General features: G+C 71.5%; 24 protein-coding genes. 15 read left to right on the top strand and 9 right to left on the bottom strand.

The window, feature by feature from the left end:
* Positions 1 to 18: 18 nt before the first annotated feature.
* Positions 19 to 816 (bottom strand): methyltransferase domain-containing protein, encoded by a 798-nt coding sequence (locus AB0C33_RS49025; protein ID WP_352361077.1) that lies wholly within the window; start codon positions 814 to 816, stop codon positions 19 to 21.
* 103 nt (positions 817 to 919) lie between these two features.
* Here AB0C33_RS49025 and AB0C33_RS49020 point away from each other — a divergent pair, with 103 nt between their 5' ends.
* The 3 genes from AB0C33_RS49020 to AB0C33_RS49010 all read left to right on the top strand — a co-directional run bounded on the left by AB0C33_RS49020 (position 920) and on the right by AB0C33_RS49010 (position 4021).
* Positions 920 to 2725 (top strand): acyl-CoA dehydrogenase, encoded by a 1806-nt coding sequence (locus AB0C33_RS49020; protein WP_358302040.1) that lies wholly within the window; start codon positions 920 to 922, stop codon positions 2723 to 2725.
* Positions 2726 to 2786: 61 nt separating this feature from the next.
* Positions 2787 to 3725: an MBL fold metallo-hydrolase gene (locus AB0C33_RS49015; RefSeq protein WP_358302036.1), complete on the top strand. Its 939-nt coding sequence runs from the start codon at positions 2787 to 2789 to the stop codon at positions 3723 to 3725.
* A 71-nt stretch (positions 3726 to 3796) separates the two neighbouring features.
* Positions 3797 to 4021 (top strand): hypothetical protein, encoded by a 225-nt coding sequence (locus tag AB0C33_RS49010; protein ID WP_358302033.1) that lies wholly within the window; start codon positions 3797 to 3799, stop codon positions 4019 to 4021.
* Here AB0C33_RS49010 and AB0C33_RS49005 read toward each other — a convergent pair.
* Positions 4018 to 4311, bottom strand: a complete 294-nt coding sequence (locus AB0C33_RS49005; protein WP_358302030.1) for a Dabb family protein — start codon at positions 4309 to 4311, stop codon at positions 4018 to 4020. The genes AB0C33_RS49010 and AB0C33_RS49005 overlap by 4 nt on opposite strands.
* Before the next feature lie 79 nt (positions 4312 to 4390).
* Here AB0C33_RS49005 and AB0C33_RS49000 point away from each other — a divergent pair, with 79 nt between their 5' ends.
* From AB0C33_RS49000 to AB0C33_RS48985, 4 genes are read left to right on the top strand one after another with little or no spacing between them, the layout of a single operon-like run.
* Positions 4391 to 5122 carry an NUDIX hydrolase gene (locus AB0C33_RS49000; RefSeq protein ID WP_358302027.1) on the top strand — a complete coding sequence of 244 codons (732 nt, stop codon included), beginning with the start codon at positions 4391 to 4393 and terminating at the stop codon, positions 5120 to 5122.
* The gene (locus AB0C33_RS48995) at positions 5119 to 5973 is read left to right on the top strand and encodes a molecular chaperone DnaJ (RefSeq protein ID WP_358302024.1); all 855 of its coding nucleotides are present in this window, start codon (positions 5119 to 5121) and stop codon (positions 5971 to 5973) included. The genes AB0C33_RS49000 and AB0C33_RS48995 overlap by 4 nt, the downstream gene beginning before the upstream one ends.
* An 11-nt stretch (positions 5974 to 5984) precedes the next feature.
* Entirely contained in the window at positions 5985 to 6953 is a 969-nt protein-coding gene (locus AB0C33_RS48990; RefSeq protein ID WP_358302021.1) for a hypothetical protein, read from the top strand.
* The gene (locus AB0C33_RS48985; RefSeq protein ID WP_358302018.1) at positions 6950 to 8122 is read left to right on the top strand and encodes an adenylosuccinate synthetase; all 1173 of its coding nucleotides are present in this window, start codon (positions 6950 to 6952) and stop codon (positions 8120 to 8122) included. Before AB0C33_RS48990 ends, AB0C33_RS48985 begins: the two co-directional genes overlap by 4 nt.
* Positions 8123 to 8228: 106 nt before the next feature.
* On the opposite strand, the gene AB0C33_RS48980 is transcribed toward AB0C33_RS48985, so the two are convergent.
* From AB0C33_RS48980 to pdhA, 3 genes are read right to left on the bottom strand one after another with little or no spacing between them, the layout of a single operon-like run.
* Positions 8229 to 9737 carry a dihydrolipoamide acetyltransferase family protein gene (locus AB0C33_RS48980; RefSeq protein ID WP_358302015.1) on the bottom strand — a complete coding sequence of 503 codons (1509 nt, stop codon included), beginning with the start codon at positions 9735 to 9737 and terminating at the stop codon, positions 8229 to 8231.
* A 17-nt stretch (positions 9738 to 9754) separates the two neighbouring features.
* A complete protein-coding gene (locus AB0C33_RS48975) occupies positions 9755 to 10735 on the bottom strand; it encodes an alpha-ketoacid dehydrogenase subunit beta (RefSeq protein WP_358302012.1) in 981 nt (326 codons plus the stop codon).
* The gene (gene pdhA / locus AB0C33_RS48970; protein WP_358302009.1) at positions 10732 to 11823 is read right to left on the bottom strand and encodes a pyruvate dehydrogenase (acetyl-transferring) E1 component subunit alpha; all 1092 of its coding nucleotides are present in this window, start codon (positions 11821 to 11823) and stop codon (positions 10732 to 10734) included. The genes AB0C33_RS48975 and pdhA overlap by 4 nt, the downstream gene beginning before the upstream one ends.
* Positions 11824 to 12051: 228 nt before the next feature.
* Between pdhA and purS the strand changes: the two genes are divergently transcribed.
* The 4 genes from purS to purL all read left to right on the top strand — a co-directional run bounded on the left by purS (position 12052) and on the right by purL (position 15970).
* Positions 12052 to 12297 (top strand): phosphoribosylformylglycinamidine synthase subunit PurS, encoded by a 246-nt coding sequence (gene purS, locus AB0C33_RS48965; RefSeq protein WP_352320496.1) that lies wholly within the window; start codon positions 12052 to 12054, stop codon positions 12295 to 12297.
* 221 nt (positions 12298 to 12518) lie between these two features.
* On the top strand, positions 12519 to 12908 hold the full coding sequence (locus AB0C33_RS48960) for an ATP-binding protein (protein WP_352361053.1): 390 nt from the start codon (positions 12519 to 12521) through the stop codon (positions 12906 to 12908).
* A gap of 129 nt (positions 12909 to 13037) precedes the next feature.
* A complete protein-coding gene (gene purQ, locus AB0C33_RS48955; protein ID WP_358302006.1) occupies positions 13038 to 13721 on the top strand; it encodes a phosphoribosylformylglycinamidine synthase subunit PurQ in 684 nt (227 codons plus the stop codon).
* The gene (purL, locus tag AB0C33_RS48950; protein WP_358302003.1) at positions 13718 to 15970 is read left to right on the top strand and encodes a phosphoribosylformylglycinamidine synthase subunit PurL; all 2253 of its coding nucleotides are present in this window, start codon (positions 13718 to 13720) and stop codon (positions 15968 to 15970) included. The genes purQ and purL overlap by 4 nt, the downstream gene beginning before the upstream one ends.
* Positions 15971 to 16027: 57 nt before the next feature.
* Here the strand turns inward: purL and AB0C33_RS48945 are convergent, their stop codons facing one another.
* Positions 16028 to 16960, bottom strand: a complete 933-nt coding sequence (locus AB0C33_RS48945) for a hypothetical protein (protein ID WP_358302000.1) — start codon at positions 16958 to 16960, stop codon at positions 16028 to 16030.
* A gap of 196 nt (positions 16961 to 17156) precedes the next feature.
* Between AB0C33_RS48945 and AB0C33_RS48940 the strand changes: the two genes are divergently transcribed.
* Genes AB0C33_RS48940 through AB0C33_RS48930 form a run of 3 tightly spaced genes read left to right on the top strand, consistent with a single transcriptional unit; the run spans position 17157 to position 21379 of the window.
* Positions 17157 to 19169, top strand: coding sequence for an adenylate/guanylate cyclase domain-containing protein (locus AB0C33_RS48940; RefSeq protein WP_358301997.1), 2013 nt, complete (start codon positions 17157 to 17159; stop codon positions 19167 to 19169).
* 32 nt (positions 19170 to 19201) lie between these two features.
* Entirely contained in the window at positions 19202 to 19864 is a 663-nt protein-coding gene (locus AB0C33_RS48935; protein WP_358301995.1) for a Crp/Fnr family transcriptional regulator, read from the top strand.
* A gap of 45 nt (positions 19865 to 19909) precedes the next feature.
* A complete protein-coding gene (locus tag AB0C33_RS48930) occupies positions 19910 to 21379 on the top strand; it encodes an MFS transporter (protein WP_358301992.1) in 1470 nt (489 codons plus the stop codon).
* On the opposite strand, the gene AB0C33_RS48925 is transcribed toward AB0C33_RS48930, so the two are convergent.
* Both AB0C33_RS48925 and AB0C33_RS48920 read right to left on the bottom strand, forming a co-directional pair.
* Positions 21340 to 22086 carry a methylenetetrahydrofolate reductase gene (locus AB0C33_RS48925; protein ID WP_352320480.1) on the bottom strand — a complete coding sequence of 249 codons (747 nt, stop codon included), beginning with the start codon at positions 22084 to 22086 and terminating at the stop codon, positions 21340 to 21342. The genes AB0C33_RS48930 and AB0C33_RS48925 overlap by 40 nt on opposite strands.
* 10 nt (positions 22087 to 22096) lie before the next feature.
* Complete coding sequence (locus AB0C33_RS48920; protein WP_358302074.1) at positions 22097 to 22750, bottom strand: TetR family transcriptional regulator; 654 nt, start codon at positions 22748 to 22750, stop codon at positions 22097 to 22099.
* A gap of 73 nt (positions 22751 to 22823) precedes the next feature.
* Here AB0C33_RS48920 and AB0C33_RS48915 point away from each other — a divergent pair, with 73 nt between their 5' ends.
* Positions 22824 to 24245 carry an MFS transporter gene (locus tag AB0C33_RS48915; RefSeq protein WP_358301989.1) on the top strand — a complete coding sequence of 474 codons (1422 nt, stop codon included), beginning with the start codon at positions 22824 to 22826 and terminating at the stop codon, positions 24243 to 24245.
* Here the strand turns inward: AB0C33_RS48915 and AB0C33_RS48910 are convergent.
* Positions 24206 to 26086, bottom strand: coding sequence for an ABC transporter ATP-binding protein (locus AB0C33_RS48910; protein ID WP_358301986.1), 1881 nt, complete (start codon positions 26084 to 26086; stop codon positions 24206 to 24208). The genes AB0C33_RS48915 and AB0C33_RS48910 overlap by 40 nt on opposite strands.
* Positions 26087 to 26124: the final 38 nt, after the last annotated feature.

The raw sequence follows: 26124 nt of genomic DNA, 5'->3' as shown, positions 1-26124 counted from the left end.
ACGGCTGAGCGAAACGGATCATTCCCACCAGACGGTGACCCACCGGTCACGCGGCACCGGCCACATGCCCAGCTCGACGGCGGTCTCGGCCACCTCCTCCACCCTGGACGGGTCGAGGCACACCCGGCGGCAGGCGCTCTCGGCCAGCTCCTCGACGGTCGTGAAACGTTCCAGGGGCGCCTCCCGCTCCTCCACGCGCACGGGGAAGCCCAGCGCCGCGGCCAGGGCCACGCAGTCTTCGGCGATGGGCCGGACCGGACGGTCGACGCCGTGGAAGTGCTGCCAGAGCGGCGTCATCCAGCTCATGGGATGGCGGTGGGGCAGTTCGAGCACCACCCGGCCGCGGGTGCGGCGGTCGAGCGCCTGGAGGAACTCCGCCAGGTCGGGCACGTTGTAGACCACGTGCGCGGCGACGGACACGTCGGCCACCGGCACCTGGTCGGCCACGTCCGGCCAGCGCCCCTCGACGGTGGTGGCGGGCACGCCGAGGTCCATCGCGCGGACCTTCAGGCCCTCCAGCATGGGCGCGGACGTGTCGACCGCGTAGAGGTGGCCGATGCGCTCGCGCAGCGGCAGCGACGCGGCGCCGGGGCCCGAGCCGACGTCGAGCAGCGTGCCCTTGTCGGGCAGCGCCTCGGCCAGCCGGGTCATGGTCGGGCCGTCGTCGGGCTCGGCCAGCGCCCGGTCGGTCCGCGTGGCGAACCGGGCCGGCGAGTGGCTCCACGGATCGGCCGGAGCCTTGGCCAGGATCTCCTCGGGGATGGCCCAGGATTCCAGTCGCTCCCGCCATCTTGTGGCGAGTTCTTCGGCGTCCATGGAGTCGAGCATGCCACGCATGGGCGGGGTTACCCGCGGGTAGCATTGCAGGTAAGGTTACTGGCCAGTACATGAAGACCTCGGTTCAAGGAGATCTGCACCCATGGGCCACTACAAGAGCAACGTGCGTGACCTGGAATTCAACCTCTTCGAGGTGTTCGGTCGACGCGAGATCCTCGGCACCGGGCCCTTCGGCGAAGTGGACGAGGACGTCGCGCGGAGCATCCTGGACGAGGTCAACAGGCTGGCGACCGGCGTGCTCGCCGACTCCTTCGAGGAGGGCGACCGCACCCCGCCGGTGTTCGACCCCGCGACGAGCACGGTGACCGTCCCGGCCGGCGTCAAGAAGTCGTACAAGGCGCTGGTGGACGGCGGCTGGGCGCACCTCGACCTGCCCGCCGAGCTGGGCGGCCCCGGCATCCCGCGCAGCCTCGCCTGGGCGACGGCCGAGATGGTGCTCGGCTCCAACCCGGCCCTGTACATGTACGCCGCCGGCCCCAACTTCGCCTACACCCTGTGGAAGCTGGGCACGCCGGAGCAGAAGCGCTTCGCCGAGCTGGCCATCGAGAAGAACTGGGGCGCCACCATGGTGCTCACCGAGCCGGACGCGGGCTCGGACGTCGGCGCCGGCCGGGCCAGGGCGGTCCAGCAGCCCGACGGCACCTGGCACATCGAGGGCGTCAAGCGCTTCATCACCAGCGCCGAGCACGACATGGCCGACAACATCTTCCACCTGGTCCTGGCCCGTCCCGAGGGCCACGGTCCGGGCACCAAGGGCCTGTCGATGTTCCTGGTGCCCAAGTTCCACGTGGACCTGGAGACCGGCGAGCTGGGCGAGCGCAACGGCGCCTACGTCACCAACGTCGAGAAGAAGATGGGCCTGAAGGTCTCCACGACCTGCGAGCTCACCTTCGGCGACAAGCACCCGGCGATCGGCTGGCTGGTCGGCGACGTGCACGAGGGCATCAAGCAGATGTTCATGGTGATCGAGCACGCCCGCATGATGGTCGGCACCAAGGCCATCGCCACGCTCTCCACCGGCTACCTGAACGCCCTCGACTACGCCAAGTCCCGCTACCAGGGCGCGGACCTGACCAAGATGGCCGACAAGTCCGCCCCCCGGGTGACCATCACCCACCACCCGGACGTGCGCCGCGAGCTGATGCTGCAGAAGGCGTACGCCGAGGGCATGCGCGCCCTGGTCCTCTACACGGCCACCTTCCAGGACGCCCTGTTGATCGACCCGGCGGACCGGCACGCGGAGGCCATGAACGACCTGCTGCTGCCCCTGGTCAAGGGCGTCGGCTCCGAGCGCTCGTACGAGCTGCTGGCCCGCTCGCTGCAGACCCTGGGCGGCTCGGGCTACCTGCAGGACTACCCGATCGAGCAGTACATCCGCGACGCCAAGATCGACTCCCTGTACGAGGGCACCACCGCGATCCAGGGCCTCGACCTGTTCTTCCGGAAGATCCTGCGCAACCAGGGCGCCGCGGTCGGCGCGCTGCTCGCCGAGATCAACGAGTTCGCCGCCTCCGAGGCGGGCAACGGCCGGCTCAAGGAGGAGCGCAAGCTGCTCGCCGAGGCCGCCGCCGAGGTCAAGGTCATGGGCGACACCATGGCCGGCTGGGCGCTCGGCTCGCTGGAGAAGCCGGCGGAGGTCTACAAGGTCGGCCTGAACAGCACCCGGTTCCTGCTCTCGCTGGGCGACCTGGTGATCGGCTGGCTGCTGCTGCGCCAGGCCGAGGTGGCCCTGGCCCGGCTGGCGGAGTCGGAGGACCCGTTCTACCAGGGCAAGGTGGCCGCGGCGTCGTTCTTCGCCACGACCGTGCTGCCCAGGCTGACGGCCGAGCGGCGCGTCCTCGCCGCCACCGGCCAGGACCTCATGGAGCTTCCCGAAGAGGCCTTCTGAGCCACCGCTTGTGACGCCCGCCTCCCGTCCGGGGGGCGGGCGTCGCTGTTAGGTTCCGGGCATGAGCTCTTCACCTCATGACCACCCCCTGCCCCCGCCGCGCGTCGAAGAGGTCTCCGAGGGCGTCTACGCCTACGTCCAGCCCGACGGGAGCTGGTGGATCAACAACACCGGCTTCCTGGCCGGGCGGCGCGGCGTGATCTGCGTGGACGCCTGCTCGACCGAGCGCCGCACCCGCGACCTGCGGGCGGCCGTCGGCAAGGTCAGCGGCGGGCCGATCACCACGCTGGTCAACACCCACCACCACGGCGACCACACCTTCGGCAACTGGCTGTTCCCCGAGGCCACGATCGTCGGGCACGAGGGCGTACGCGCCCAGATCCTGGCCGACGGGGTCCCGGCGTACCGGGGGGCCTGGTCGCCGGAGGTGGTGTGGGGGGCGATGGAGGTCGCGCCGCCGTTCCTGACGTACTCAGAGGGGGTCACCCTCTGGTCCGACGACCTGCGCTGCGAGGTGCGGCACGTCGGGCCGGCCGCGCACACGACCAACGACTCGATCGTCTGGATCCCGGAACGGCGGGTGCTGTTCTCCGGCGACCTGGTCTTCAACGGCGGCACGCCGTTCGTCCTGATGGGCTCGGTGGCCGGGACGATCGCCGCCCTGGACACGCTCAGGGCGCTGGGCGCGGAGACGATCGTCCCCGGGCACGGCGAGGTGTGCGGGCCCGAGGTCTACGACCGGGTCGAGGGCTACCTGCGGTTCGTCCAGGAGACCGCCCGGCGGGGCCACGCGGCGGGCCGGACGCCCCTGGAGGCGGCGCGGGAGACCGACCTCGGCGAGTGGGGCGCGCTGCTCGACCCCGAACGGATCGTGGGCAACCTCCACCGCGCCTACGCCGAGCTGGACGGCCGCCCGCCGGGCGCGCCGATCGACGTCGGCGCGGCCGTCCAGGACATGATCGCCTACAACGGCGGGCGGCCACTGTCCTGTCTCGCCTGACGCGGCGGGGGTGTGATCACCGATACCCGGGTATGACCGTGGGCACATCTCGCCTTTGCCTGGAGGTCGTCATGGGTGTCGGGGTCAGCATCTTCTTCCTCACGCTCGGCGCCATCCTGCGGTTCGCCATCGAACCCGACGTGTTCGGCCAGAGCGTGCACATGGACATCGTCGGCGTCATCTTCATGATCGTCGGAGGCGTGGGCGTCGTGCTCAGCATCGTGCTCGCGCCCCGGCGCGGGCGCACCTCCGAGGACCGGCTGATGCACCGCGAGAACCACCCGCCCGAGCTCTAGAGGCTGAGCTGCACGGCGGCGCGCGTCGCCAGGATCGGCTTGATGTACTCCGCGATCACGGCCTGGTGCCGGGGATGGTCGCGGTAGATCACGAAGTCGTCCACGCTGTCGAGGTCGGCGACCACGGCGAACTCGTGGTTGCCGGGGGTGATGCCGGCGTCGGGCCCCACCGTGTACGCCCGTAGCTGCGGGATCTCGCCCGGCAGCTTGCGCAGCTCGGTCGCGACCGCGGCCTTCTGCTCGTCGGTGGCGTCGTCAGCCCAGGTGAACAGCACAATGTGACGGATCATGCGCCAACCCTATCGACACACACCCGTCGGCGGAGTTATTCTCAAGTCGAGATTGACTCGAACTGAGAAGGACTTGGGAATGGAAGAGTTCCTGGCCGGCTACAACCCCCGGCTCTACGCGCCGGTCGCGGTCACCGTCGACGTGGTGGCGCTGACCATCCGCGACCGGCGGCTGCACGTCCTGATCGTCGAGCGCGGCGTGGAGCCGTACGCGGGCCGCTGGGCCCTGCCCGGCGGCTTCATCAAGCCGGACGAGGACCTGGCCGAGGCCGCGGTGCGCGAGCTGGCCGAGGAGACCGGCGTGGCCACCCGCCCGGCCCACATCGAGCAGCTGGCCAGCTACGGCGGCCCCGGCCGCGACCCCCGCATGCGGGTGGTGTCGATCTCCTACCTCGCCTTCGCCCCCGACCTGCCCGACCCCAGGCCCGGCACGGACGCCGCCGCGGCCGTCTGGCACCCGGTCGACGACGTGCCGCCGCTCGCCTTCGACCACGCCCGCATCCTGGCCGACGGCGTCGAACGGGCCCGGTCGAAGCTGGAGTACACGCCGCTGGCCACGGCCTTCGCCGGCGCCGAGTTCACCGTCTCCGAGCTGCGGCTGATCTACGAGACCGTGTGGGGCACGCCGCTGCACGCGGGCAACTTCCACCGCAAGGTCCTGTCCGTCCCCGGGTTCGTCGAGAGCACCGGACAGACGACCGAGACCGGCGGCCCCAGAGGCGGCCCGCGGGCCAAGCTCTACCGCGCGGGCGACGCCCGGCTGCTCCACCCCGCGCTGCTGCGGCCCGCCCGGGAGGAGGAGGTGCGATGAACACCGAGCGGGCGGCGGCGATCGTCATGGGTGCGCGATCGGCCCAGGAGCTCTTCGCCGGCGGGTCCGCGGCCCGCGTCTACCGGCGGCTGGCCAGGGCGCTGCATCCCGACCTCGCGCCGGGCGGCGAGGAGGCGTTCAAGCGGCTGGTCGCGCTCTGGGAGACCTACCACCGGGGCCAACGGGTCGGCGACTTCCTGGTCGGGCCGCCGCTGTACAAGGGCGGCACCGCCGTGCTCTACCCGTCCGGGCGCGGCGCAGAGCGGGACTCGCTGCTCAAGGTGGCCCGTAACCCGGCCGCCGACCGGCTGCTGGTCCGCGAGGCCGCCGCGCTGCGGAAGATCGCGGCCGACGGCGACCCACGCTTCCTGCCGTACGTCCCCCGCCTCGTCGCGAGCTTCCGCTACCGCGCCGGCGAGGTGGTCCGGCAGGCGAACGTGGTCAGCCGGGCGCCCGCCGGGTTCGTCACCCTCGAACGCGCCGGCACCGGCCTCGACCCGCGCGACGTGGCCTGGATCTGGCGGCGGCTGCTCGTGGCCGCCGGGCTCGCCCACCGGGCCGGCGTCGCGCACGGCGCCGTGCTCCCCCGCCACGTCCTCATCCATCCGCTCGACCACGGGCTCGTGCTGGTCGACTGGTGCCACGGCGACCGGCTCGACGAGCGCGCCGACATCGCCGCGCTGACCCGGTGCGTCGACCACCTGATGGGCGAATGCCCGCGCCGGATGCGCGCCTTCGTCCGCGGCTGCCTGCTGCGCCCGCCGTCCGACGCGTGGGAGCTGCTGCGCGAGCTGGACGACCTGCTCGACGACCTCTACGGACCCCGTACGTACCGTCCGCTCCACCTTTGAGGGAGGCTGCCATGGGCAGCGGAATCTGGTCCACGAACGTCTACGACTCCGCCGCGCGCTACCGCGCGGCCACCGGCTCCAGCGCCTTCGCCTACAGCGACGGCGGAGCCCGGCGCGTCCACCCCGACCTCGACCCCTTCGGCGTGACGCGGGAGAGCCGCGACTCGGCCGAGCACCCCGACTCGCTGGCCATCGCCGTGCTCTTCGACGTGACCGGCTCGATGCGCGCGGTCCCCCGCACGCTGCAGACGCGCCTGCCCGACCTGCTCGGGCTGCTGCTGCGCAAGGGGTACGCCACCGACCCGCAGATCATGTTCGGCGCGATCGGCGACGCCACCTGCGACCGGGCGCCGCTGCAGGTCGGCCAGTTCGAGTCCGACAACCGCATGGACGACCAGCTCGGCCTGATCCTGCTGGAGGGCGGCGGCGGCGGGCAGAAGCGCGAGTCCTACGAGCTGGCCATGTACTTCATGGCCAGGCACACCTCCATCGACTGCCACGAGAAGCGCGGCAAGCGCGGCTACCTGTTCGTCATCGGCGACGAGATGCCCTACCAGCGGGTGTCCAGGAACCACGTCAAGGACCTCGTCGGCGACCGGCTGACCGCGCCCCTCGGGGTGGACGACGTCGTGGCCGAGCTGACCCGCAAGTACGACGTCTACTTCATCCTCCCGCAGGGGGCCAGCTACGCCGGCGACCCCGAAGTGCTGGACTCCTGGCGCCGTCTGCTCGGCCAGAACGTGCTGGAGCTGGACGACCTCGACGCCGTGTGCGAGACGATCGCGCTCACCGTCGGGCTCGGCGAGGACGCGATCGGCCTGGACGAGGGCCTTGAGGACCTGGCCGAGCTGGGCTCGACGGCCGGCGCGTCGGTGTCGCGGGCCCTGGCCAGGCTCGACCGCGGCACGGTGGTCACCGCCGAGCCGCTCGACGGGCTCGACAGCGGACTCGGGGGCGGGCTGGGCGGGGTCCTGCCGTGAACGAGCACCTGGTCGTCGTCGACCTCGGGTACGGCGACGCCGGCAAGGGCACGGTCGTGGACTGGGCGTGCGCCACGCTGCCCGTCCACGCCGTGGTCCGGTTCAACGGGGGCGCCCAGGCGGGGCACAACGTCGTCCTGGACGACGGGCGGCACCACACGTTCGCGCAGTTCGGCGCCGGGACGTTCCAGGGGGTTCGCACGCATCTCTCGCGGTTCGTGGTGGTCGATCCGCTGGCGTTGTCGGCCGAGGCGGAGCACCTGGCCCGGCTCGGCGTGCCCGACCCCTTCGGGCTGCTCACGGTGGACCGGGACTGCCTGCTGGCGACGCCGTACCACGTCGAGGCCGGGCGCAGGCGGGAGCTGGCGCGCGGGGAGGCGCGGCACGGGTCCTGCGGGATGGGCGTCGGGGAGACGATGGCGTACCACCTGGAGCACGGCGCGCTCGCGCCCCGGGCGGGCGACCCGCCGCGCGAGCTGACGCGCAAGCTGACCGTGCTGCGGGAGGCGCTGGGGGTCGAGGGTCCGCCGGTGGCCGACTGCGTGGCCGTCTACCGGGCGTTCGCCGAGCGGGTGCGGCTGGTGGACTCGTCGTACACCGCCCGGCTGGTCAGGCGGGGGCCGGTGGTGTTCGAGGGCGCGCAGGGCGTGCTGCTGGACGAGCGGCAGGGGTTCGACCCGTACACGACGTGGAGCACGACGACCTTCGCCAACGCGCTGGAACTGCTGGACGGGTCCGGGGCGGCGCGGCTCGGCGTGCTGCGGACCTACACCACCCGGCACGGCCCCGGCCCGCTGGTGACCGAGGACCCCGGCCTGGAGCTGCCCGAGCCGCACAACGTGACCGGGCCGTGGCAGGGGGCCTTCCGCCGCGGGCACTTCGACGCGGTCGCCCACCGGTACGCGGCCGAGGCGGCCGGCGGCGTGGACGGTCTCGCGCTCACCCACCTCGACGCGGACGTCACCCGCATGTGCGTGCGCTACGACCGGCCCGTCACGTTCGCCGAGCCGGACCGCACGGCCCGGCTGCTGCGGGCGACGCCGGTCTACGAGGAGGGTGTATCAGACTGGCCCACGGCGGTCTCTCATGTCGTGGGCGCGCCCGTGTGGCTGGAGTCGTACGGCCCCCGCGCGCGGGACAAGAAGGCGCCCTGGCCGAGCCTGCGGTGACCGCCGGGGAGAGGGGTCCTCCCGGCGGTCGCCGCCCGGCTTCGGCCCGGCTTCGGCCCAGCTCGGCCCGGCTTCGGCCCAGTTTCGGCCCGGTTTCAGCCCGGTTTCAGCCCCAGGCGAGCATGCGGAGCGGGTCCTCCAGCATCGCGCCGACGTCGCGCAGGAACATCGAGCCCAGCTCGCCGTCGACGATCCGGTGGTCGAAGCTGAGCGCGAGAGTGGTCACCTTGCGCACCGCCAGCTCGCCGTCCACCACCCAAGGCATGTCCCTGACCTGGCCGAAGGCCAGGATGGCGGACTCGCCCGGGTTGAGGATGGGGGTGCCGGCGTCGACGCCGAACACGCCCACGTTGGTGATGGTGATCGTCCCGCCCGCCATCTCGGCCGGCTGGGTGCGGCCGGCCCTGGCCGTCTCCGCCAGCGCGCCCAGTTGCCTGGCCAGCTCGGGGAGCGGGAGGGCGTGGGCGTCCTTGATGTTGGGCACGACGAGGCCGCGCGGGGTGGCGGCGGCGATGCCCAGGTTCACGTAGTGCTTGACCACGATCTCCTGGGCCGCCTCGTCCCAGGACGAGTTGATCATCGGGTAGCGCCTGACCCCGGTGAGCAGGGCCCGGCAGACCAGCAGCAGCGGGGAGACCTTGACCTCGGCGAAGTCGGGCAGGGCCCGCAGTCGCCGGACCGCCTCCATGGTCTCCGTCACGTCCACCTGGAGGAACTCGGTGACGTGCGGGGCCGTGAAGGCGCTGGCCACCATCGCCTGGGCGGTCATCTTGCGCACGCCCTTGACGGGGACGCGCTCCTCCCGCCGCTGGGGCTCGGCCTGCCGGACGGGCTCGGGCGCCGCCTGAGGACCACCCTGGAGACCGCCCTGCGCGGCGGCGTGCACGTCGTCGCGGGTGATGGAGCCCTGGGGGCCGGTGCCGGTGAGCGTGGCGAGGTCGACGCCCAGGTCCTTGGCCAGCTTGCGGACCGGCGGCTTGGCCAGCACGGCCACGCGGCCGGAACCGGCGACCACCCCGGCGGCCGGCGCGGCGGCGGGGACGGGCTCGGCCGGACGGGCCGTCGGGGCCGGGCCGGGCACCTCCACGCGGGCCGGGTTGGCCACGGGCGCGGCCGGGATCGGCTCCGGCGGCTGCTTGCGGGGACGGCGCTTGGAGGCGCCGGTCTTGACCCCGTAACCCACCAGGACGGCCTGCCGCTCCTCCTTGGGCGCGGGGCTGCCGTGGGCGCCGGGCTCGACCGCGCCCTCCTCCGGCGGCTTGGGGACCATGTCGTCGGCCAGCGCCTTGAGGCCCTGGTCAACGGGGCCCTGGTCAGCGAGGCCCTGGTCGGCACGGTGCTGGCCGGCGGGGCCCTGGTCGGCGCCGCCCGCCTCGCCGCCGGTGTCCACGGCGACGATCGGCGTGCCGACGTCGACCGTGCGGCCCTCCTCGACCAGCACGCCCGCGACCACGCCGTCCCAGGGGATCGGCAGCTCGACGATGGACTTGGCGGTCTCGATCTCCACCACGATCTGGTTGACCTTGACCTCGTCGCCCGGCCGCACGTGCCAGCGGACGATCTCGGCCTCGGTCAGGCCCTCCCCGACGTCGGGAAGCTTGAACTCGCGTCGCATGGAAGCGCGTCCCCCTTTCAGAACCCGAAGGCGCGGTCGACGGCGTGCAGCACCCGGTCCAGGTCGGGCAGGTAGTGCTCTTCGAGCTTCGACGGCGGGTAGGGGGTGGAGAAGCCGCCGACCCGCAGGACGGGCGACTCCAGGTGGTAGAAGCACTGCTCGGTGATCCGGGCCGCCAGCTCGGCGCCGAAGCCGCTGTAGACGGGCGCCTCGTGGACCACGACCACCCGGCCGGTGCGGCGGACGGACTCCATGACCAGCGGCTCGTCCAGCGGGTTGAGCGAGCGCAGGTCGATCACCTCCAGCGAGCGGCCGTCGTCCTCGGCGGCCGTGGCGGCCTCCAGGCAGGTCTTGACCATCGGGCCGTAGGCCAGCAGCGTGACGTCGGAGCCGGGCCGTACGACCGTGGCCTTGTCGAACGGCGTCCACCAGTCGGTCGAGGCCGTGTCGATGTCGGCCTTCTCCCAGTAGCGGCGCTTGGGCTCGAAGAAGATGACCGGGTCGTCGCTCCGGATGGCCTGCTGGATCATGGTGTAGGCGTCGGCCGGGTTGGAGCAGGCGACCACGCGCAGGCCGGCCGTGTGCGCGAAGTACGCCTCGGGCGACTCGCTGTGGTGCTCGACCGCGCCGATGCCGCCACCGCACGGGATGCGCACGACGACGGGCAGCTTGATCGCGCCGAGCGAGCGCATCGGCATCTTGGCGAGCTGCGTGATGATCTGGTCGGCCGCCGGGAAGACGAACCCGTCGAACTGGATCTCGCACACCGGCCGGTAGCCGCGCAGCGCCAGGCCGATCGCGGTGCCGATGATGCCGGACTCGGCGAGCGGCGTGTCGATGACCCGGTCTTCGCCGAAGTCCTTCTGCAGGCCGTCGGTGACGCGGAACACGCCGCCGAGCTTGCCGACGTCCTCGCCCATGATGAGGACCTTGGGGTCGTCCTCCATGGCGCGGCGCATGCCCTCGTTAAGCGCCTTGGACAGGCTCAACACCGTCATTTCTCGAAGCCCTCCAAGTAGGCGGCGAACTGAGCGCGCTCTCCGTCGATGAGCGCGTGGGGCTCGCGATAGACGTGGTCGAAGATATCGAGCGGCTCGGGGTCGGGCATCGCCAGGCACCGCCTGCGCAGGTCGGCGCCGAGCTGGTCGGCCTCGGCGGTCACGGCGTCGAAGAAGCCCTGGTCGGCCAGTTCGTTGCGGAACAGGTACGACTTGACCCGCTCGATCGGGTCCTTCAGCTTCCACGCCTCCAGCTCGCTGGCCACCCGGTAGCGGGTCGGGTCGTCGGTCGTGGTGTGGGCGCCCATCCGGTACGTGAACGCCTCGATCAGCGTCGGCCCCTGGCCCGTACGGGCGGCTTCGAGCGCCTTCCTGGTCACCGCGAGGCAGGCGAACACGTCGTTGCCGTCGACCCTGATGCCCGGGAAGCCGAAGCCCGAGGCCCGGCGGTAGAGGGGGATGCGGCTCTGCTTCTCCAGCGGCTCGGAGATGGCCCACTGGTTGTTCTGGCAGAAGAAGACGACGGGCGCGTTGAACACGCTGGCCCAGATGAACGACTCGTTGACGTCGCCCTGGCTGGTGGCGCCGTCGCCGAAGTAGACGATCGTGGCGGCGGAGGCGTCGTCGCGCTGGATGCCCATGGCGTAGCCGACCGCGTGCAGGGTCTGGCTGCCGATCACGATCGTGTACAGGTGGAAGTTGTGCTCCTTGGGGTCCCAGCCCCCGTGGTTGACGCCCCTGAACAGGCCGAGCAGCTTCACCGGGTCGACGTCGCGGCACCAGGCGACGCCGTGCTCGCGGTAGGTGGGGAAGGCCATGTCGGAGTCGGTGAGCGCGCGGCCCGAGCCGATCTGGGCGGCCTCCTGGCCGAGCAGCGAGGCCCAGATGCCCAGCTCGCCCTGACGTTGCAGCGCCACGGCCTCCAGGTCGATGCGCCGGACGAGCACCAGGTCGCGGTAGAGCGACCTGACCTCTTCGGGCGTCAGGTCTATGTCGTAGTCGGGATGCTCGACCCTCACTCCCTCGGGGGTGAGCAACTGCACGAGCTCAGGGGGTGCTTCGGCACCACGAGAGGCGTCGACTGTCACGTGCCGCTCCTGTGCGATCGGGGCCGGTGTCGATGGGGTCGCCACCTGAGGCCAGCCGTGTGTGCGTGCGAACCATGTGGTGGTGGTTCATACGCGTTTGGGGACATCGTGGCAGACGTCACAGCCCTCCGCGCAAGCCCCATGTCCTCCCCGTTCCCGTTGTGTTGACGGCCATGCGCGCCGGTAGGCTTGCTTTCCCAAGCACCCACTCCACCCAGGAGGAACGTAGTGGCGCGCGTCATCGTCGACGTCATGCTCAAGCCCGAGATCCTCGACCCGCAGGGCCAGGCCATCGCCAGGGCGCTGCCCAGGCTCGGTTTCTCCGGCGTCTCGGCGGTCCGTCAGGGCAAGCGGTTCGAGGTCGAGCTGGAGGGCCCGGCCGACGAGGCGGCCCTCGACGAGGTACGGAAGATGGCCGAGACACTCCTGGCCAACACCGTGATCGAGGACTACAGCGTCCGGGTTGAGGGGTAGAAGGCACATTTGATGCCTGGTTTTACCCCTGGTGAGTTAAAGTCGCGTTCGGGCATGCCACAATGCCACGGGCGTGCCAACACTAAATAACAACAACGTGATTTTGCGGTTAGCCCCGATTTCACAGGGAAACCTACTCCAGGTGACATTCCGGAGCCCGGAGGAGTCCGGTGGATATTGAGTTCTCGTTGGCGCTGCCTCGGGATGCGATCGGCATACCGATGGTCAGGCGAGTGCTTGGCGACGCGATGCGGTCACTCAACGTGAGTGAGACCTGCATCGCCGACATGCTGCTCGCCGTCTCCGAGGCGTGCTCCAACGCGGTGCGACACGGCGGCCCCGCCAACCGTTACGAGGTCTCGGCGTCGATCGGCTACGGCCGCTGCGACGTGCGCGTCGCCGACAACGGCGACGGCCTCCCGTCGATGCCGCTGCACTTCCCTCCGCCCGACACCGAGAACGGCCGCGGCCTGCTCATCATGCGGTCCGTGGTGGACGAGATCTCCTTCGGCACCACACCCGGCCGCGGCACGACGGTCCACCTGCGCAAGACGCTCGCCTGGGACGACGAGGCCGAGGGCGCCCGTCACCGCGAGCTGGCCGCCGTCTGACCGCCGTCCGACCCGCTGCCCGGAACACAGCCGCGCACCCGATAATCTGAGTACACCGCCGTAGACCGCCGTCCGCCCCCAAAGAGACGGTGGCACGCGCGTGCGCATTCCTCGGAGGGGACGACTGTCATGAGCGCTGCCCGTGTGGGCGTAGTCACGTTTCCAGGAACTCTCGACGACCAGGACGCCGCCAGAGCCGTGCGCCTCGTGGGCGCGCAGGCGGTCCCGCTGTGGCACGCCGACCACGACCTGAAGGGAGTCGACGCCGTCTTCCTGCCCGGCGGCTTCTCCTACGGCGACTACCTGCGGTGCGGCGCGATCTCCAAGTTCGCCCCGCTGATGGACGAGCTCGTCCCGGCCGCCAAGGCCGGTCTGCCGGTCATCGGCACCTGCAACGGCTTCCAGATCCTCTGCGAGGCCCACCTGCTGCCCGGCGCGCTCACCCGCAACGCCTCGCTCCACTACGTCTGCCGCGACCAGCGGCTCACGGTGGAGCAGACCGCCACCGCCTGGACCGGCTCCTTCGAGCGCGGCCAGGAGATCGTGCTGCCGGTCAAGCACGGCGAGGGCCGTTACGTCGCCTCTGCGGAGACGCTGGCCGAGCTGGAGTCCGGCGGCCACGTCGTCGTGCGTTACGCCGGGGGCAACCCCAACGGCTCGCTCAACGACATCGCCGGCATCCGCAACGAGGCGGGCAACGTGGTCGGCCTCATGCCGCACCCCGAGCACGCCGTGGAGGAGCTGGTCGGAGCGCCGAGCACCGACGGGCTCGGCTTCTTCACGTCCATCCTGAAGAATCTGGTGAACGCATGAGCACCGACAACGTCAAGCGGGCCGCCGAGACCCCCGACGAGCCGATGCCCTTCGCCGAGCTGGGGATGAAGCAGGACGAGTACGACCGGGTCAAGCAGATCCTGGGTCGCCGTCCCACCGGCTCCGAGCTGGCCATCTACAGCGTCATGTGGTCCGAGCACTGCTCGTACAAGTCGTCCAAGGTGCATCTGCGGCAGTTCGCCACCAAGGCGCCCAAGTCCGAGGCGCTGCTCGTGGGCATGGGCGAGAACGCGGGCGTCGTCGACATCGGCGACGGCTGGGCGGCCACGTTCAAGATCGAGTCGCACAACCACCCGTCCTACGTCGAGCCGCACCAGGGCGCGGCCACCGGCGTCGGCGGGATCGTGCGCGACATCATGTCGATGGGCGCCCGCCCGATCGCCGTCATGGACGCGCTGCGCTTCGGCGGCGCCGACGCCGTGGACACCCGGCGGGTGCTGCCCGGCGTGGTCGAGGGCATCAGCCACTACGGCAACTGCCTGGGCCTGCCCAACATCGGCGGCGAGGTCGTCTTCGACCCCTGCTACATCGGCAACCCCCTGGTCAACGCGCTGTGCGTCGGCCTGCTGCGCAAGGACCAGATCAAGCTGGCCACCGCGCCGGGGCCGGGCAACCAGGTCGTGCTGTTCGGCGCGTCCACGGGTCCCGACGGCATCGGCGGCGCGTCCGTGCTGGCCTCGGCGACGTTCGAGGACGAGTCGCAGGCCAAGCGGCCCGCCGTGCAGGTGGGCGACCCGTTCATGGAGAAGCTGCTCATCGAGTGCTGCCTGGAGCTCTACGCGGCCGACGTGGTCGTCGGCATCCAGGACCTCGGCGCGGCCGGCGTCTCCTGCGCCACGACCGAGCTGGCCGCCAAGGGCACCGGCGGCATGAAGGTCGACCTCAACCTGGTCCCGCTCCGCGACTCCTCGCTCAAGCCCGAGGAGATCCTGATGAGCGAGTCCCAGGAGCGGATGATGGCCGTGGTCCGGCCCGACGACATCCCCGCGTTCATGGCGATCTGCGCCAAGTGGGACGTCCCGGCCACCGTCATCGGCGAGGTCACCGACACCGGCCGCCTGGTCATGACCTGGGACGGCGAGGTCATCGTGGACATCCCGCCGGGCACCGCCGCCGACGAGGGCCCGGTCTACGAGCGTCCCTACCACGAGCCGGCCGGGCAGGCCGCGCTCAACGCCGACACCACCGACCGGCTGGCGCGCCCCGACGACCTGCGGGCCACCCTGCTGCAGCTCCTCGGCTCGCCCAACCTGGCCTCCAAGGAGTGGGTGACCTCCCAGTACGACCGCTACGTCCGCTCCAACACCGTGCTGGCCCAGCCCGCCGACGCCGGGATGCTGCGCATCTCCGAGGTCATCGCCGGAGCCGAGCCGACGACCCGGGGCATCGCGCTGTCCACCGACGGCAACGGCCGTTACGCCAAGCTCGACCCCTACGCGGGGGCGCAGCTGGCGCTGGCCGAGGCGTACCGGAACGTGGCCGTGACCGGCGCCAAGCCGCTGGCCGTCACCAACTGCCTCAACTTCGGCTCGCCGGAGGACCCCGAGGTGATGTGGCAGTTCGCCGAGGCCGTACGCGGGCTCGCCGACGCCTGCCGCACCCTCGGCGTGCCGGTGACCGGCGGGAACGTCTCCTTCTACAACCAGACGGGCTCGACGGCCATCAACCCCACACCGGTCGTGGGCGTGCTCGGCGTCATCGACGACGTGGCCAAGCGGGTGCCGTCCGGGTTCACCGCCGAGGGGCTGCGGGTGGTGCTGCTCGGCGACACCGCCGAGGAGTTCGGCGGCTCGGAGTGGGCGCACGTGGCCCACCGCCACCTGGGCGGCCTGCCGCCGCACGCCGACCTGGAGGCCGAGCAGGCGCTGGCGACCGTGCTGGTCGAGGCCGCTGCCCGCGGGCTGCTGGAGGGGTCGCACGACCTGTCCGACGGCGGCCTGGCCGTGGCGCTGGCCGAGTCGTGCCTGGCCCGCGGCATCGGGGCCACGGTGGCGCTGAGCGGCGAGCCGTTCACCGACCTGTTCAGCGAGTCGGCGGCGCGGGCCCTGGTCGCGGTGCGGCCGGAGGCGTTCGAGGAGTTCGCGGCGCTGTGCGGGCGGCACGAGGTGCCGTGCTACGGGCTCGGCGTCACCGGCGGGGCGTCGCTGGTGGTCGAGGGCGTGTTCGAGGTGGGGGTCGAGGAGATCCGCGAGACCCACTCGGCGACGCTGCCGGCGCTGTTCGGCTGACGTTCAACGGAAAGGGCCGGTGCGGGGTGATCCCCCGCACCGGCCCATTCCGCTTTGTCAGACCTTCTTGATGCAGATGACGTACACCTTGCCGGAGACGCTGGTGCCGTTGCCGCCACCGTGGCTCTGGGTGCTCTGGGTGGTCTGCGTGTCGGCGGTGAGGTTGTTGCCGCCGCCGTTGTCGTCCTTGGCGACGGTGACCGTCCAGCCGCCGGCGCCGGGGTAGCTGCCCAGGACTTCGGCGTTCTTCAGGGTGCCGAAGGAGAAGCCGCCGCCGGTGGGGGTGCCGCCGTTGTTGCAGGTGGCGGTCTCCGAGCCGAGGCCGCTGATGGACACGCTGTTGGTGTAGGTGGTGTAGGCGGCGCCGGCGCCGTCCTTGCCGGGCTCACCCTTGGGGCCCTGCGGGCCTTGGGGGCCCGCAGGGCCGCGCTCGCCGTCCTTGCCGTCCTTGCCCGGAAGGCCGTTCTTGCCGTCCTGGCCGTTCTTGCCGGGGAGGCCGTCCTTACCGGGGAGGCCGTCCTTGCCGTCCTGGCCGTCCTTGCCGGGGAGGCCCTGCTTGCCGTCGTCGCCCTTCGGGCCCTGGGGGCCCGCCGGGCCGCGCTCGCCGTCCTTGCCGTCCTGGCCGTTCTTGCCAGGCAGGCCGTCCTTGCCGTCCTTGCCGGGGAGGCCGGGCTTGCCCTGGGGGCCCACCGGACCCGTCTCGCCCTGCGGGCCCTGCTTGCCCTGGGGGCCCTGGTCGCCCTTGGGGCCGGACGTGCCGCCGTTCAGCTGCGTCGTGCTGCCGCCGATCACGATCCGCTCTTCGGTCTTGCGGCACGGCGTGGTCGGGTTGACGATGCGGACGTACCGCGTCTTCTTGTGCACGCAGGCGTACACCTCGCTCGCCGCCGACGAGGCGGTGGCCACGCCACCGACGGCGAGGAGCGAGGCGGCGAGCGCTCCGACAGTGGCGAGGGTGAGCGTACGCCCACCGCGAACGTTGATAGCCACGGCTTTCCTTCCAGGAAACAAGTGATGCTCATGTGGTGCATGAGATTCACGTTTCGACCGTTCCAAAGGTTGGCAGAAACTACATAACGTATTTGTCACGAAACGGAGGGTTACTGACCGGATTGACCGACTGTCGCCGTCGTAGTGGGTAAAAGGACGCATTGGCGGCGGCGATCCCGCGTGCATAATCGGGTCTGTGCCCAGCACCTACCTGCCGCCGGCCACGCAGCCCGTCCGAGGCGTGGTCTGGGTCATCCACCTCGCCCTTCCCCTGCTGGGGCTCTGGTTGCTGCTCGCCCAGCCCCACCTCAACGTCGTCTGGCAGCACAACGCGAGCCACTTCTGGATGATCGTCGCGGTGGCCGGGATCAACGTGGCGCTCGGCGGGCTGATCACCGAGGCCGCGCGCCGCCGTCAGGACGCCCGGCTGTTCCTGGTCTCCATGGTGTTCCTCAGCAGCGCGGGCTTCTTCCTCCTGCACGGCCTGGCCACGCCGGGGATTATCCTGCCGACCGGCTCGCTGGGCTTCGACCTCGGGCAGCAGGTGGGGCTCACGATCGCCTCGATGTTCGCGTTCGCCTCGGCCCTGCCGCTGGGCGAGCGGGCGGCCAGGAGCGTGCTCGCGGGGCAGCACTTCGTCCGGGCGGTGTTGTTCGGGTTCATGCTGCTGTGGGCGCTGATCTCGCTGGTGCCCGAGCTGACCGAGCTCAGTCAGCCGCCGCCGGTCGCGCCGGTGAGCTGGCTGGGCGCGGCCTCGATCCCCGGCGTCCTGCTGTACGGCGCGGCCGGCGTGCTGATGTTCCTGCTCCACCGCCGCCGCCCCTCGGCCATGCTGGTCAGCCTGATCACCGCGTACGCGCTGCTGGCCGAGGCGATGGTCGCCGGGATGTCGCAGCTCAACTGGCACCTGACGTGGTGGGAGTGGCACGCGCTGCTCACCCTCGCCTTCGTGTTCGTGGCCTACAGCGCCTACCTGCAGTTCCGGCGCGAGGGGTCGAGCGCGGGGCTGTTCGACTCGGTGACGCTGGCGGCGACCGTCGCCCGCCTCCAGCAGGACTACGACCAGGCCCTGGAGGAGCTGGTCGAGCACGTACGCCGGGGCGAGCCGCTGGCCGCGGCCCGGTTGTCGGGCAAGTTCCGGCTGAACGAGAGCCAGGCCGCCGTGCTCGACCGGGCCGGGACGGCGCTGGCCCACGAGCGGGAGCTGTCGGAGCGGCTGGCCGCGCTGGTGGCGGTGAGCGCGCAGACCCGCGTGGGCCTGCCGGAGGGCGAGCTGCTGACCACCGCGCTCGACCGGGTCAGGCAGGCGTACGGAGACGTCAAGATCGCACTGGTGTCGGAGGGGAAGACCCAGATCGGCTCGCGCGCGTACGAGTTCGAGGGCGACGGCCCGATCCGCCGCGACCACCGGCTGGCCTACCCGCTCACGGTCAGGGGCCACCTCGCCGGCGTGCTGGAGGTGCCGGTGGGCCGCGGCGGCCACGACGAGGCGCTGGCCGCCACGCTCGCCGGCCAGTTGTCCATCTCGCTGGAGAACGCCCGCCTCTACCAGGAGCTGGACACCCTCTTCCGCCAGTACATGTCGCCCGACGTGGCCAACGCCCTGCTCGCCGACCCGGCGCGGGCGGCGCTCGGCGGCGAGCTGCGGGAGCTGACCGCGCTCTTCGCCGACCTCAAGGGGTTCACCTCGTTCTCCGAGCAGGTCGCGCCCGGCGAGATCGTCGAGATGCTCAACCGCTACCACACGGCCGCCGTCCCCTGCGTGCTGAACAACGGCGGCACGATCGTGCAGTTCGTCGGAGACGCGATGCTGGCCCTGTTCAACGCGCCCGCCCCGCAGGCCGGTCACGCCAGGGCGGCCTGCCGGGCCGCGCTGGAGATGCAGCGGGCCGCCGCCGAGGTGGCCGAGGAGATGGCCTGGAAACGCGTCGACGAGGTGGAGTGGCCGACCTTCCGGGTCGGCGTCAACACCGGCCCCGCGCTGGTCGGCAACATCGGCAGCCCCGAGTTACGCGGCTTCAACGCGATGGGCGACTGCGTCAACGTGGCCGCCAGGCTCCAGGCCCTGGCCGAGCCGGGCACGGTGGTGATCGGCGAGACGACACTCAGACAGCTCGGCCGCGACGCCTCGGTGAACGCCCTCGGACGGCTCAGCCTGAAGGGCAAGGAAGAGCTCGTGGCCGCGTACGTTCTGACTGGAATGCCATAGAACGGCAATAGCCGTGCGTACATAATCGGCGCATGGATCCAGAGCCCGGCGAGTTCCTTTCCCTGCTCACCGCCGAGGAGGTCGAGGCGCTGCGAGCCGCCGGGCGCCCGCGCCGATGGGACCGCGGCACGACGGTGATCACCGAGGGCGACGCGGCCGACTGGGTGCTCGTGCTGACGCAGGGCCGGGTCAAGGTGTCCTCGCACACGAGCAGCGGCACCGAGGTGATCCTCGCGGTACGCGGCCCAGGGGCGCTGCTGGGCGACATGTCGGCCGTGGACGGCTCGCCGCGCTCGAACTCCGTGACCGCGCTGGAGCCGATCCAGGGCATCGTGGTCCGCGACTTCAGCGCTTTCCTGGCCGCGCACGGCCGCATCGCCGTCCTGCTCCTGCAGCTCCTCGTCGGCCGGCTGCGCGACGCCGACCGCAAGCGCGTCGAGTACGGCGCGTTCGACACCACCGGCCGGGTGGCGACCCGGCTGCTCGAACTGGCCGACCGGTACGGCGAGCGCACCAGCACCGGCGTGCGGGTGGCCCTGCCGCTCAGCCAGGACGAGCTGGCCGGCTGGACGGGCTCCTCGCGGGAGGCGGTGAGCAAGGCGCTGCGGACCCTGCGCGACCGCGGGCTCATCGAGACCGGCCGGCGACGGGTGGTCATCCACGACGTCGAGGGGTTACGCAGGCGAGCCAGGTGACCCCTGGTACAAAACGGACGTACGACGTACGTCATAGTGGGAGGCATGGTCGCGGTCACCCCCGAAGCCGGCACCCGCATGCGCTACGCCTGGCGCGTGTGCTCGGTCACCAGCCTGGGCCTCGTCCTCATCGGCATCGCCGGCAGCACGCTCAACGTCGCGCTGCCGACCGTCGTGCGGCACTTCCACGCCGACGCGACGCAGTCGGGATGGATCCTGCTGGCGTTCCTGCTGGTCAACACCGCGAGCCTGGTGTTCTTCGGGCGGGTCGCCGACCTGCTCGGCCGGCGCGAGGTGTACCTGGCGGGCTTCGCCCTGTTCACCGTGGCCTCGCTGCTGGCCGGGCTGTCACCGGACGTCTGGTTCCTGGTCGGCATGCGCGTGCTCCAGGCGATCGGCTCGGCCATGATCCTGGCCAACGGCACGGTGATCATCACCGACGCGTTCCCGCCCGAACGGCTCAGCCAGGGCATGGGCGTCTACATCGGCACGCTGTCGGTGGCCCAGCTCGCCGGTCCGACGCTCGGCGGCCTGATCGCCGAGACCGCCGGCTGGCAGTGGATCTTCTGGGTGAACGTGCCCGCCGGGCTGATCGCGCTCGGCTGGGGCGCGGTGATCTTACGCAAGATGCCGAAGAGGCCCAGGCAGCCGGTGGACGCGCTCGGCAACGTGCTGGTGTTCGCCGCGCTGTCGGCCGTGCTGCTGGCCGTCAACGAGGCCGGGTCGGGCGGCCTGACCAGCCCGGTCGTCCTGACGGGGGCGGCGCTGTTCGTGCTGCTGGTGCCGCTGATCGTGCTGGCCGAGCGGCGCTCGGCCAACCCGGTGCTGGACCTGCGGCTGTTCGGCGGCCGGCTGCTGGCCTACGCCAACCTGGCCTCCTTCTGCAACGCGCTCGCGCGTTCCGCGCTGATCCTGGTGGTCGCGCTCTACTTCCAGGCGGCGCGCGGGCTCGACGCGTTCTCGGCCGGGCTGAGCGTGCTGCCGGTGCCGGTGGGCATCGGGCTGGCCTCGCCGATCGCGGGCCTGCTCGGGCCGCGGGTCTCGCCGTACGGGCTGTCGATCGGCGGCGCGGCGATGAGCGCGCTGGGGCTGGGCGCGCTCATGCTGACGGCCGACCCGGCGACGCCGTACTGGGTGACGGGGATCGCCCTGTTCGTGGCCGGCTGCGGCAGCGGGACGTTCCTGACCGGCAACACCACCCAGGTCATGGCCGCCCTGCCGAGCGGCAGCCTGGGCGTGGTCAACGGCTTCCGAGTCATGATCATGAACGTCGGCATCGTGATCAGCGTGGGCCTGTCGCTCAGCGTCGTGACCAGCTCCGTGGGCCCGGAGCTGCGCGCCCAGGTGTACGCGGGCACGCTGTCCACGCTCTCCCCGGTGGCCGTCGGGCAGCTCATGGACGGCTTCCAGCGGGCGTACGCGGTGCTGTTCGCCGTGGCGCTGGCCGGCGCGGTGCTGGCCGCGCTCGCCCGGTCTCAGAGGGCTCCGGCGAGCCTCGACTCCACGTCACGGTAGCGCGAGACCGGGATGAGGTGCACGCCGTCGAACGCGCCCGAGTCGCGCAGCGCGAACACCTGCTCGCAGGCCGCCTCGACGCCCGCCATGCGGTCGGCGGCCACCCGCTCGACCAGCTCGCCGGGCAGGGCGATGTCGGGGATGGCGGCGGCCAGCGTACGGGCGTGGCGCTCGCTGGCCAGCACCATGACGCCCGCGTAGACCGGCACGTCGACCTGGTTGGCCTCGCGCCACCGGACCTGCGCCTCGACCGAGAAGCTGACCTGGGCGAACAGGAAGTCGGCCGCGCGCTTCCAGGCGGGCAGCGGGCGCAGCCCGGCCGCCGCGCCGACGCGGAAGGCCGGTGAGAAGCCCCTGGCCTCCTCGATCATCGAGCGGACCGTCAGATCGCTGGTCCGGCTGCCGCTGGCGGGCTTGTCGCCGTGGACGAACAGGAACTGGTCGACGCCGTACGCCGCGGCCGTCAGCAGGTCGCGGTGGAAGCCGAGCAGGTTGCGGTCGCGGGAGTTGAGACAGGCGATGCTGCGCCCGCCCATCGCCTCGACCTCGTGGGCCACCGCCACGCTGGACACGGTGGCCCGGCCGATGTGGTTGTCGGGGATCAGGAAGGAATGCGCGACCTGGCTGAGCGTGCCGATCTGGTGGCGTACCCGCTTCAGATCGGGCTTGGTGGGCGGTTCGATCTCGCAGACCAGCTCGAAAGGCATGATCCCGACCCTAACGCTCGGCGGCCAGCGCCTCGATGCCGCGCAGCACGAGATCGACGCCGAAGGAGTCGTAGAAGGCCGGGTCGGCGCCCGCGACCAGCGGTGAGGCCATCTCGACCAGGTACGGGTACCTCTCGGGCGGCAGCGACTGGAGGCCGGCCCGCTTGACCCTGACCATCTCGGCGATCTCCTCGCCGGTCCGGCCGGCCTTGAAGTGCACGGGCGCGTCGGCGATCGACAGGGCGCTCTGCAGCAGGTACTTGGTGATCAGGCAGCTCTCCTCCACGTCGAACCCGGCCGTACGGGCCAGGCCCAGCGCCTTGTCCCAGACGACCAGGAAGTTGGGGACGGAGATCGGGTCGATCTGCTCGATGACGTTCTTGGCGCAGGGATGGGTGCGCAGGGTCCTGATGAGCCCGTGGGTCAGGTCGCGGAGCTGCTCCTGCCAGGGCCGCTCGTCGGCCGGCTCCGGCACGAAGCCGCCGACCAGGTGGTCGGCCATGCCGACCAGGAGCTGGTCCTTGTTCTTGAAGTGCCAGTAGAGGGCCATCGGCGTCACGCCCAGGTCGGTCGCCAGCCGGCGGATCGTCACGGCGTCGAGCCCTTCGGTGTCGCCGATCTCCAACGCCCGCTCGGCGATGGTCCGCGCGTCCAGTTTTCCCATCACGGTTGACAACTATACGCCGTACAAGTTGAACTGTACGACGTACAAGTACGACGTATAGGAGGTTGGCGACATGCGATGGTGGGCGCTGGGTGCCGTGACATTGGGCACCTTCATGACCTATCTCGACAACAACGTGGGGAACGTCGCATTGCCGACGATCCAGCGGGAGCTCGGGCTGACGATCTCCGGGCTGGAGTGGATCGTGAGCTCGTACATCCTGGTCTTCGCCGGGCTCATGCTGGTCGGCGGCCGGCTCGCGGACCTGTTCGGGGCCCGCGTGGTGTTCCTGGCCGGGCTCTCCGTCTTCACCGCGGCCTCGCTGGGCGCGGGGCTGGCCACCTCGGGCGGCGCGCTGATCGCGGCGCGGGCCGTCCAGGGCGTGGGGGCGGCGCTGCTCACGCCCACGTCGCTCACCCTGATCAGCCAGATCTTCCCCGAGCCCGGCGAGCGCGGCAGGGCCGTGGGCATCTGGAGCGCGTCCGGGGCGCTGTCCATGGCGCTCGGCCCGGCGGCCGGCGGTTTCATCAGCGAGCACCTGCACTGGGGCTGGATCTACCTGATCAACGTGCCGATCGGGATCGCCACCCTCGGCCTGGCCCTGTGGGCGGTCCGGCCCGACTTCACCCGCCGCCGGCACCGGCTCGACCTGCCCGGCCTGGCCACCTCGGCGCTCGCGCTGGTCTCCCTGACCTACGCGCTCATCGAGGGCGACCGCGCCGGATGGACGTCGGCCGAGATCCTGGCCGCGTTCGGGCTCGCGGCGGCGGCCGCCGTGGCGTTCGCGCTGGTCGAGACGCGATCCGAGCGCCCGATGATCGACCTGTCGCTCTTCCGCTCGCGGGTGTTCACCGGCGGCGCGCTGACCATGGGCATCTGGTCGTTCGGCGTGTTCGGCATCTACTTCTTCAGCGCCCTGTGGCTGCAGAACGTGCTCGGCTTCTCCCCCACGCAGGCCGGCCTGGCGTTCGTGCCGATGGCCCTGGTCATGGCGGTCGTCGCCATCACCTCGCAGCGGATCTCCGCGCGGCTCGGCACCGGCCGCACGGTGGCGCTCGGCATGGCGCTCATGGGCGCGGCGATCTACCTGATCTCCGGCGTCGGGGCCGACGGCGACTACGCCGACGTCGCCCCCTGGTTCCTGCTCTACGGCCTCGGCGGGGGCCTGCTGGTGCCGCTGACCTCGGCGATCCTCGGCGGCCTGCCCAAGGACAGGGCGGGCGTGGCCTCAGGCGTGCTGAACGTCTCGCGCGAGGTGTTCGGCCTGCTCGGCATCACCGTGCTGGGCGCGATCCTCAGCTCCCGCCAGAGCGGGAGCGACCGGCCCCCGCTGGCCGCCTTCCTCGACGCCTACCAGTTCACGCTGGTCATCGCGGCGGTGATCGTGCTGGCCGCCGTCCCGCTCGGCCTGTACGCGCTGCGCCCGTCCCGCCGCCCGCCGGTGACGGACGAGCCTCAGGCCACCGCCCCGGCGACCGTCGGCTCGTCGAACTGAGTGCGGTACAGCTCCTCGTAGCGGCCGCCCATGGCCAGCAGTTCGGCGTGCGTGCCCCGCTCGGCCACGCGGCCGTCCTCGATCACCAGGATCTGGTCGGCCGCCCGCACGGTCGACAGCCGGTGCGCGATCACCACGGCGGTCCGGCCCGCCAGCGCCTCCCCCAGGGCCTCCTGCACGGCCGCCTCGGAGGTGGAGTCGAGCGCGGCGGTGGCCTCGTCCAGGATCACCACGCGCGGCCTGGCCAGCAGGAGCCGGGCGATCGTGAGCCGCTGGCGCTCGCCGCCGGACAGCCGGTAGCCGCGCTCGCCGACCACGGTGTCCAGGCCGTCGGGCAGCGACTCGATCAGCGTCCGCAGCCGGGCCCTGGACAGGGCGTCCCAGATCTCCTCCTCGCTCGCCGCCGGCCTGGCCAGCAGCAGGTTCTCCCTGATCGTGTCGTGGAAGAGGTGGCCGTCCTGGGTGACCATGCCGAGGGTGTCGCGGATGGCGTCGAAGGTCAGGTCCCGTACGTCCACGCCGCCGAGGCGGACCGCGCCGGAGTCGACGTCGTACAGCCTGGGCAGCAGCTGGGCGATCGTGGACTTGCCGGCCCCCGACGAGCCCACCAGCGCCACCATCTGGCCCGGCAGTGCCGTGAACGAGATGCCGTGCAGCACCTCCTCGCCACCCCGCGAGTCCAGCGTGGCGACCTCCTCCAGCGAGGCCAGCGACACCTTGTCGGCGGCGGGGTAGGCGAAGCGCACGTCGTCGAACTCGACCGCGACCGGGCCCTCGGGGACGTCGCGGGCGTCCGCGCGCTCCTGGATCAGCGGCTTGAGGTCGAGCACCTCGAAGACGCGCTCGAAGCTGACCAGGGCGCTCATCACGTCCACCCGGGCGCTGGCCAGGGCGGTCAGGGGCGCGTAGAGGCGGGTCAGCAGCAGGGCCAGTGACACCACGGCGCCGGGTTCGAGCTGGTCGCGCAGGGCGTAGAAGCCGCCGAGGCCGTAGACGAGGGCCAGCGCGAGCGCCGAGACCAGGGTCAGGGCCGTGACGAACACCGACTGGTTCATGGCCGAGCGCACGCCGATGTCGCGCACCCGCCGCGCCCGCGCGGCGAACTCGGCCGACTCGCGCGCCGGACGGCCGAACAGCTTCACCAGCGTCGCGCCCGGCGCGGAGAACCGCTCGGTCATCTGGGTGCCCATGGCGGCGTTGTGGTCGGCGGCCTCGCGCCGCAGCTGCGCGATCCTGACGCCCATCCGGCGCGCGGGCAGCACGAACACCGGCAGGAGCAGCAGCGCGAGCAGCGTGATCTGCCACGAGATGCCGATCATCACGGTGAGCGTCAGCACGAGCTGCACCAGGTTGCCCGCCACGCTGGACAAGGTGTCGGTGAAGGCCCGCTGCGCGCCGATCACGTCGTTGTTCAACCGGCTCACCAGCGCCCCGGTGCGCGTCCGCATGAAGAACGCGACCGGCATGCGCTGCACGTGGTCGAAGACCGCCGTGCGCAGGTCGAGGATCAGCCCTTCGCCGATGGTGGCCGACTGCCAGCGGTTCAGCAGGCCGAGCCCGGCCTCCGCGAGCGCCAGGCCCGCGATCAGCAGCGCGACCACGACCACCACGCCGAGCGGCTCACCGTTGAAGATCGCGTCGACCACCCGCCCCGCGAGCAGCGGCGACACCACGGCCAAACCCGCCAGCACCACGCTGAGCACCAGGAACAGCACGATCCTGCGGCGGTGGGGACGGGCGAACCCGCCGATACGCCGAAGCGTCGCCCTGTTCAGCGGGCGACGCTCCGGCCGGTTGTTCATCGAGTAAAGCTGATGCCAGGCGGTCACTTCCATGCTCATGCATGGGAGACTATTTCCTCAAGTTAACTTGAGGTCAA

The sequence above is a fragment of the Nonomuraea sp. NPDC048881 genome (genome assembly GCF_040649795.1).
Lineage (GTDB): Bacteria > Actinomycetota > Actinomycetes > Streptosporangiales > Streptosporangiaceae > Nonomuraea.
Note: the sequence above shows the minus strand (reverse complement) of the source record. Positions and strands in the feature narration are given on the sequence as shown.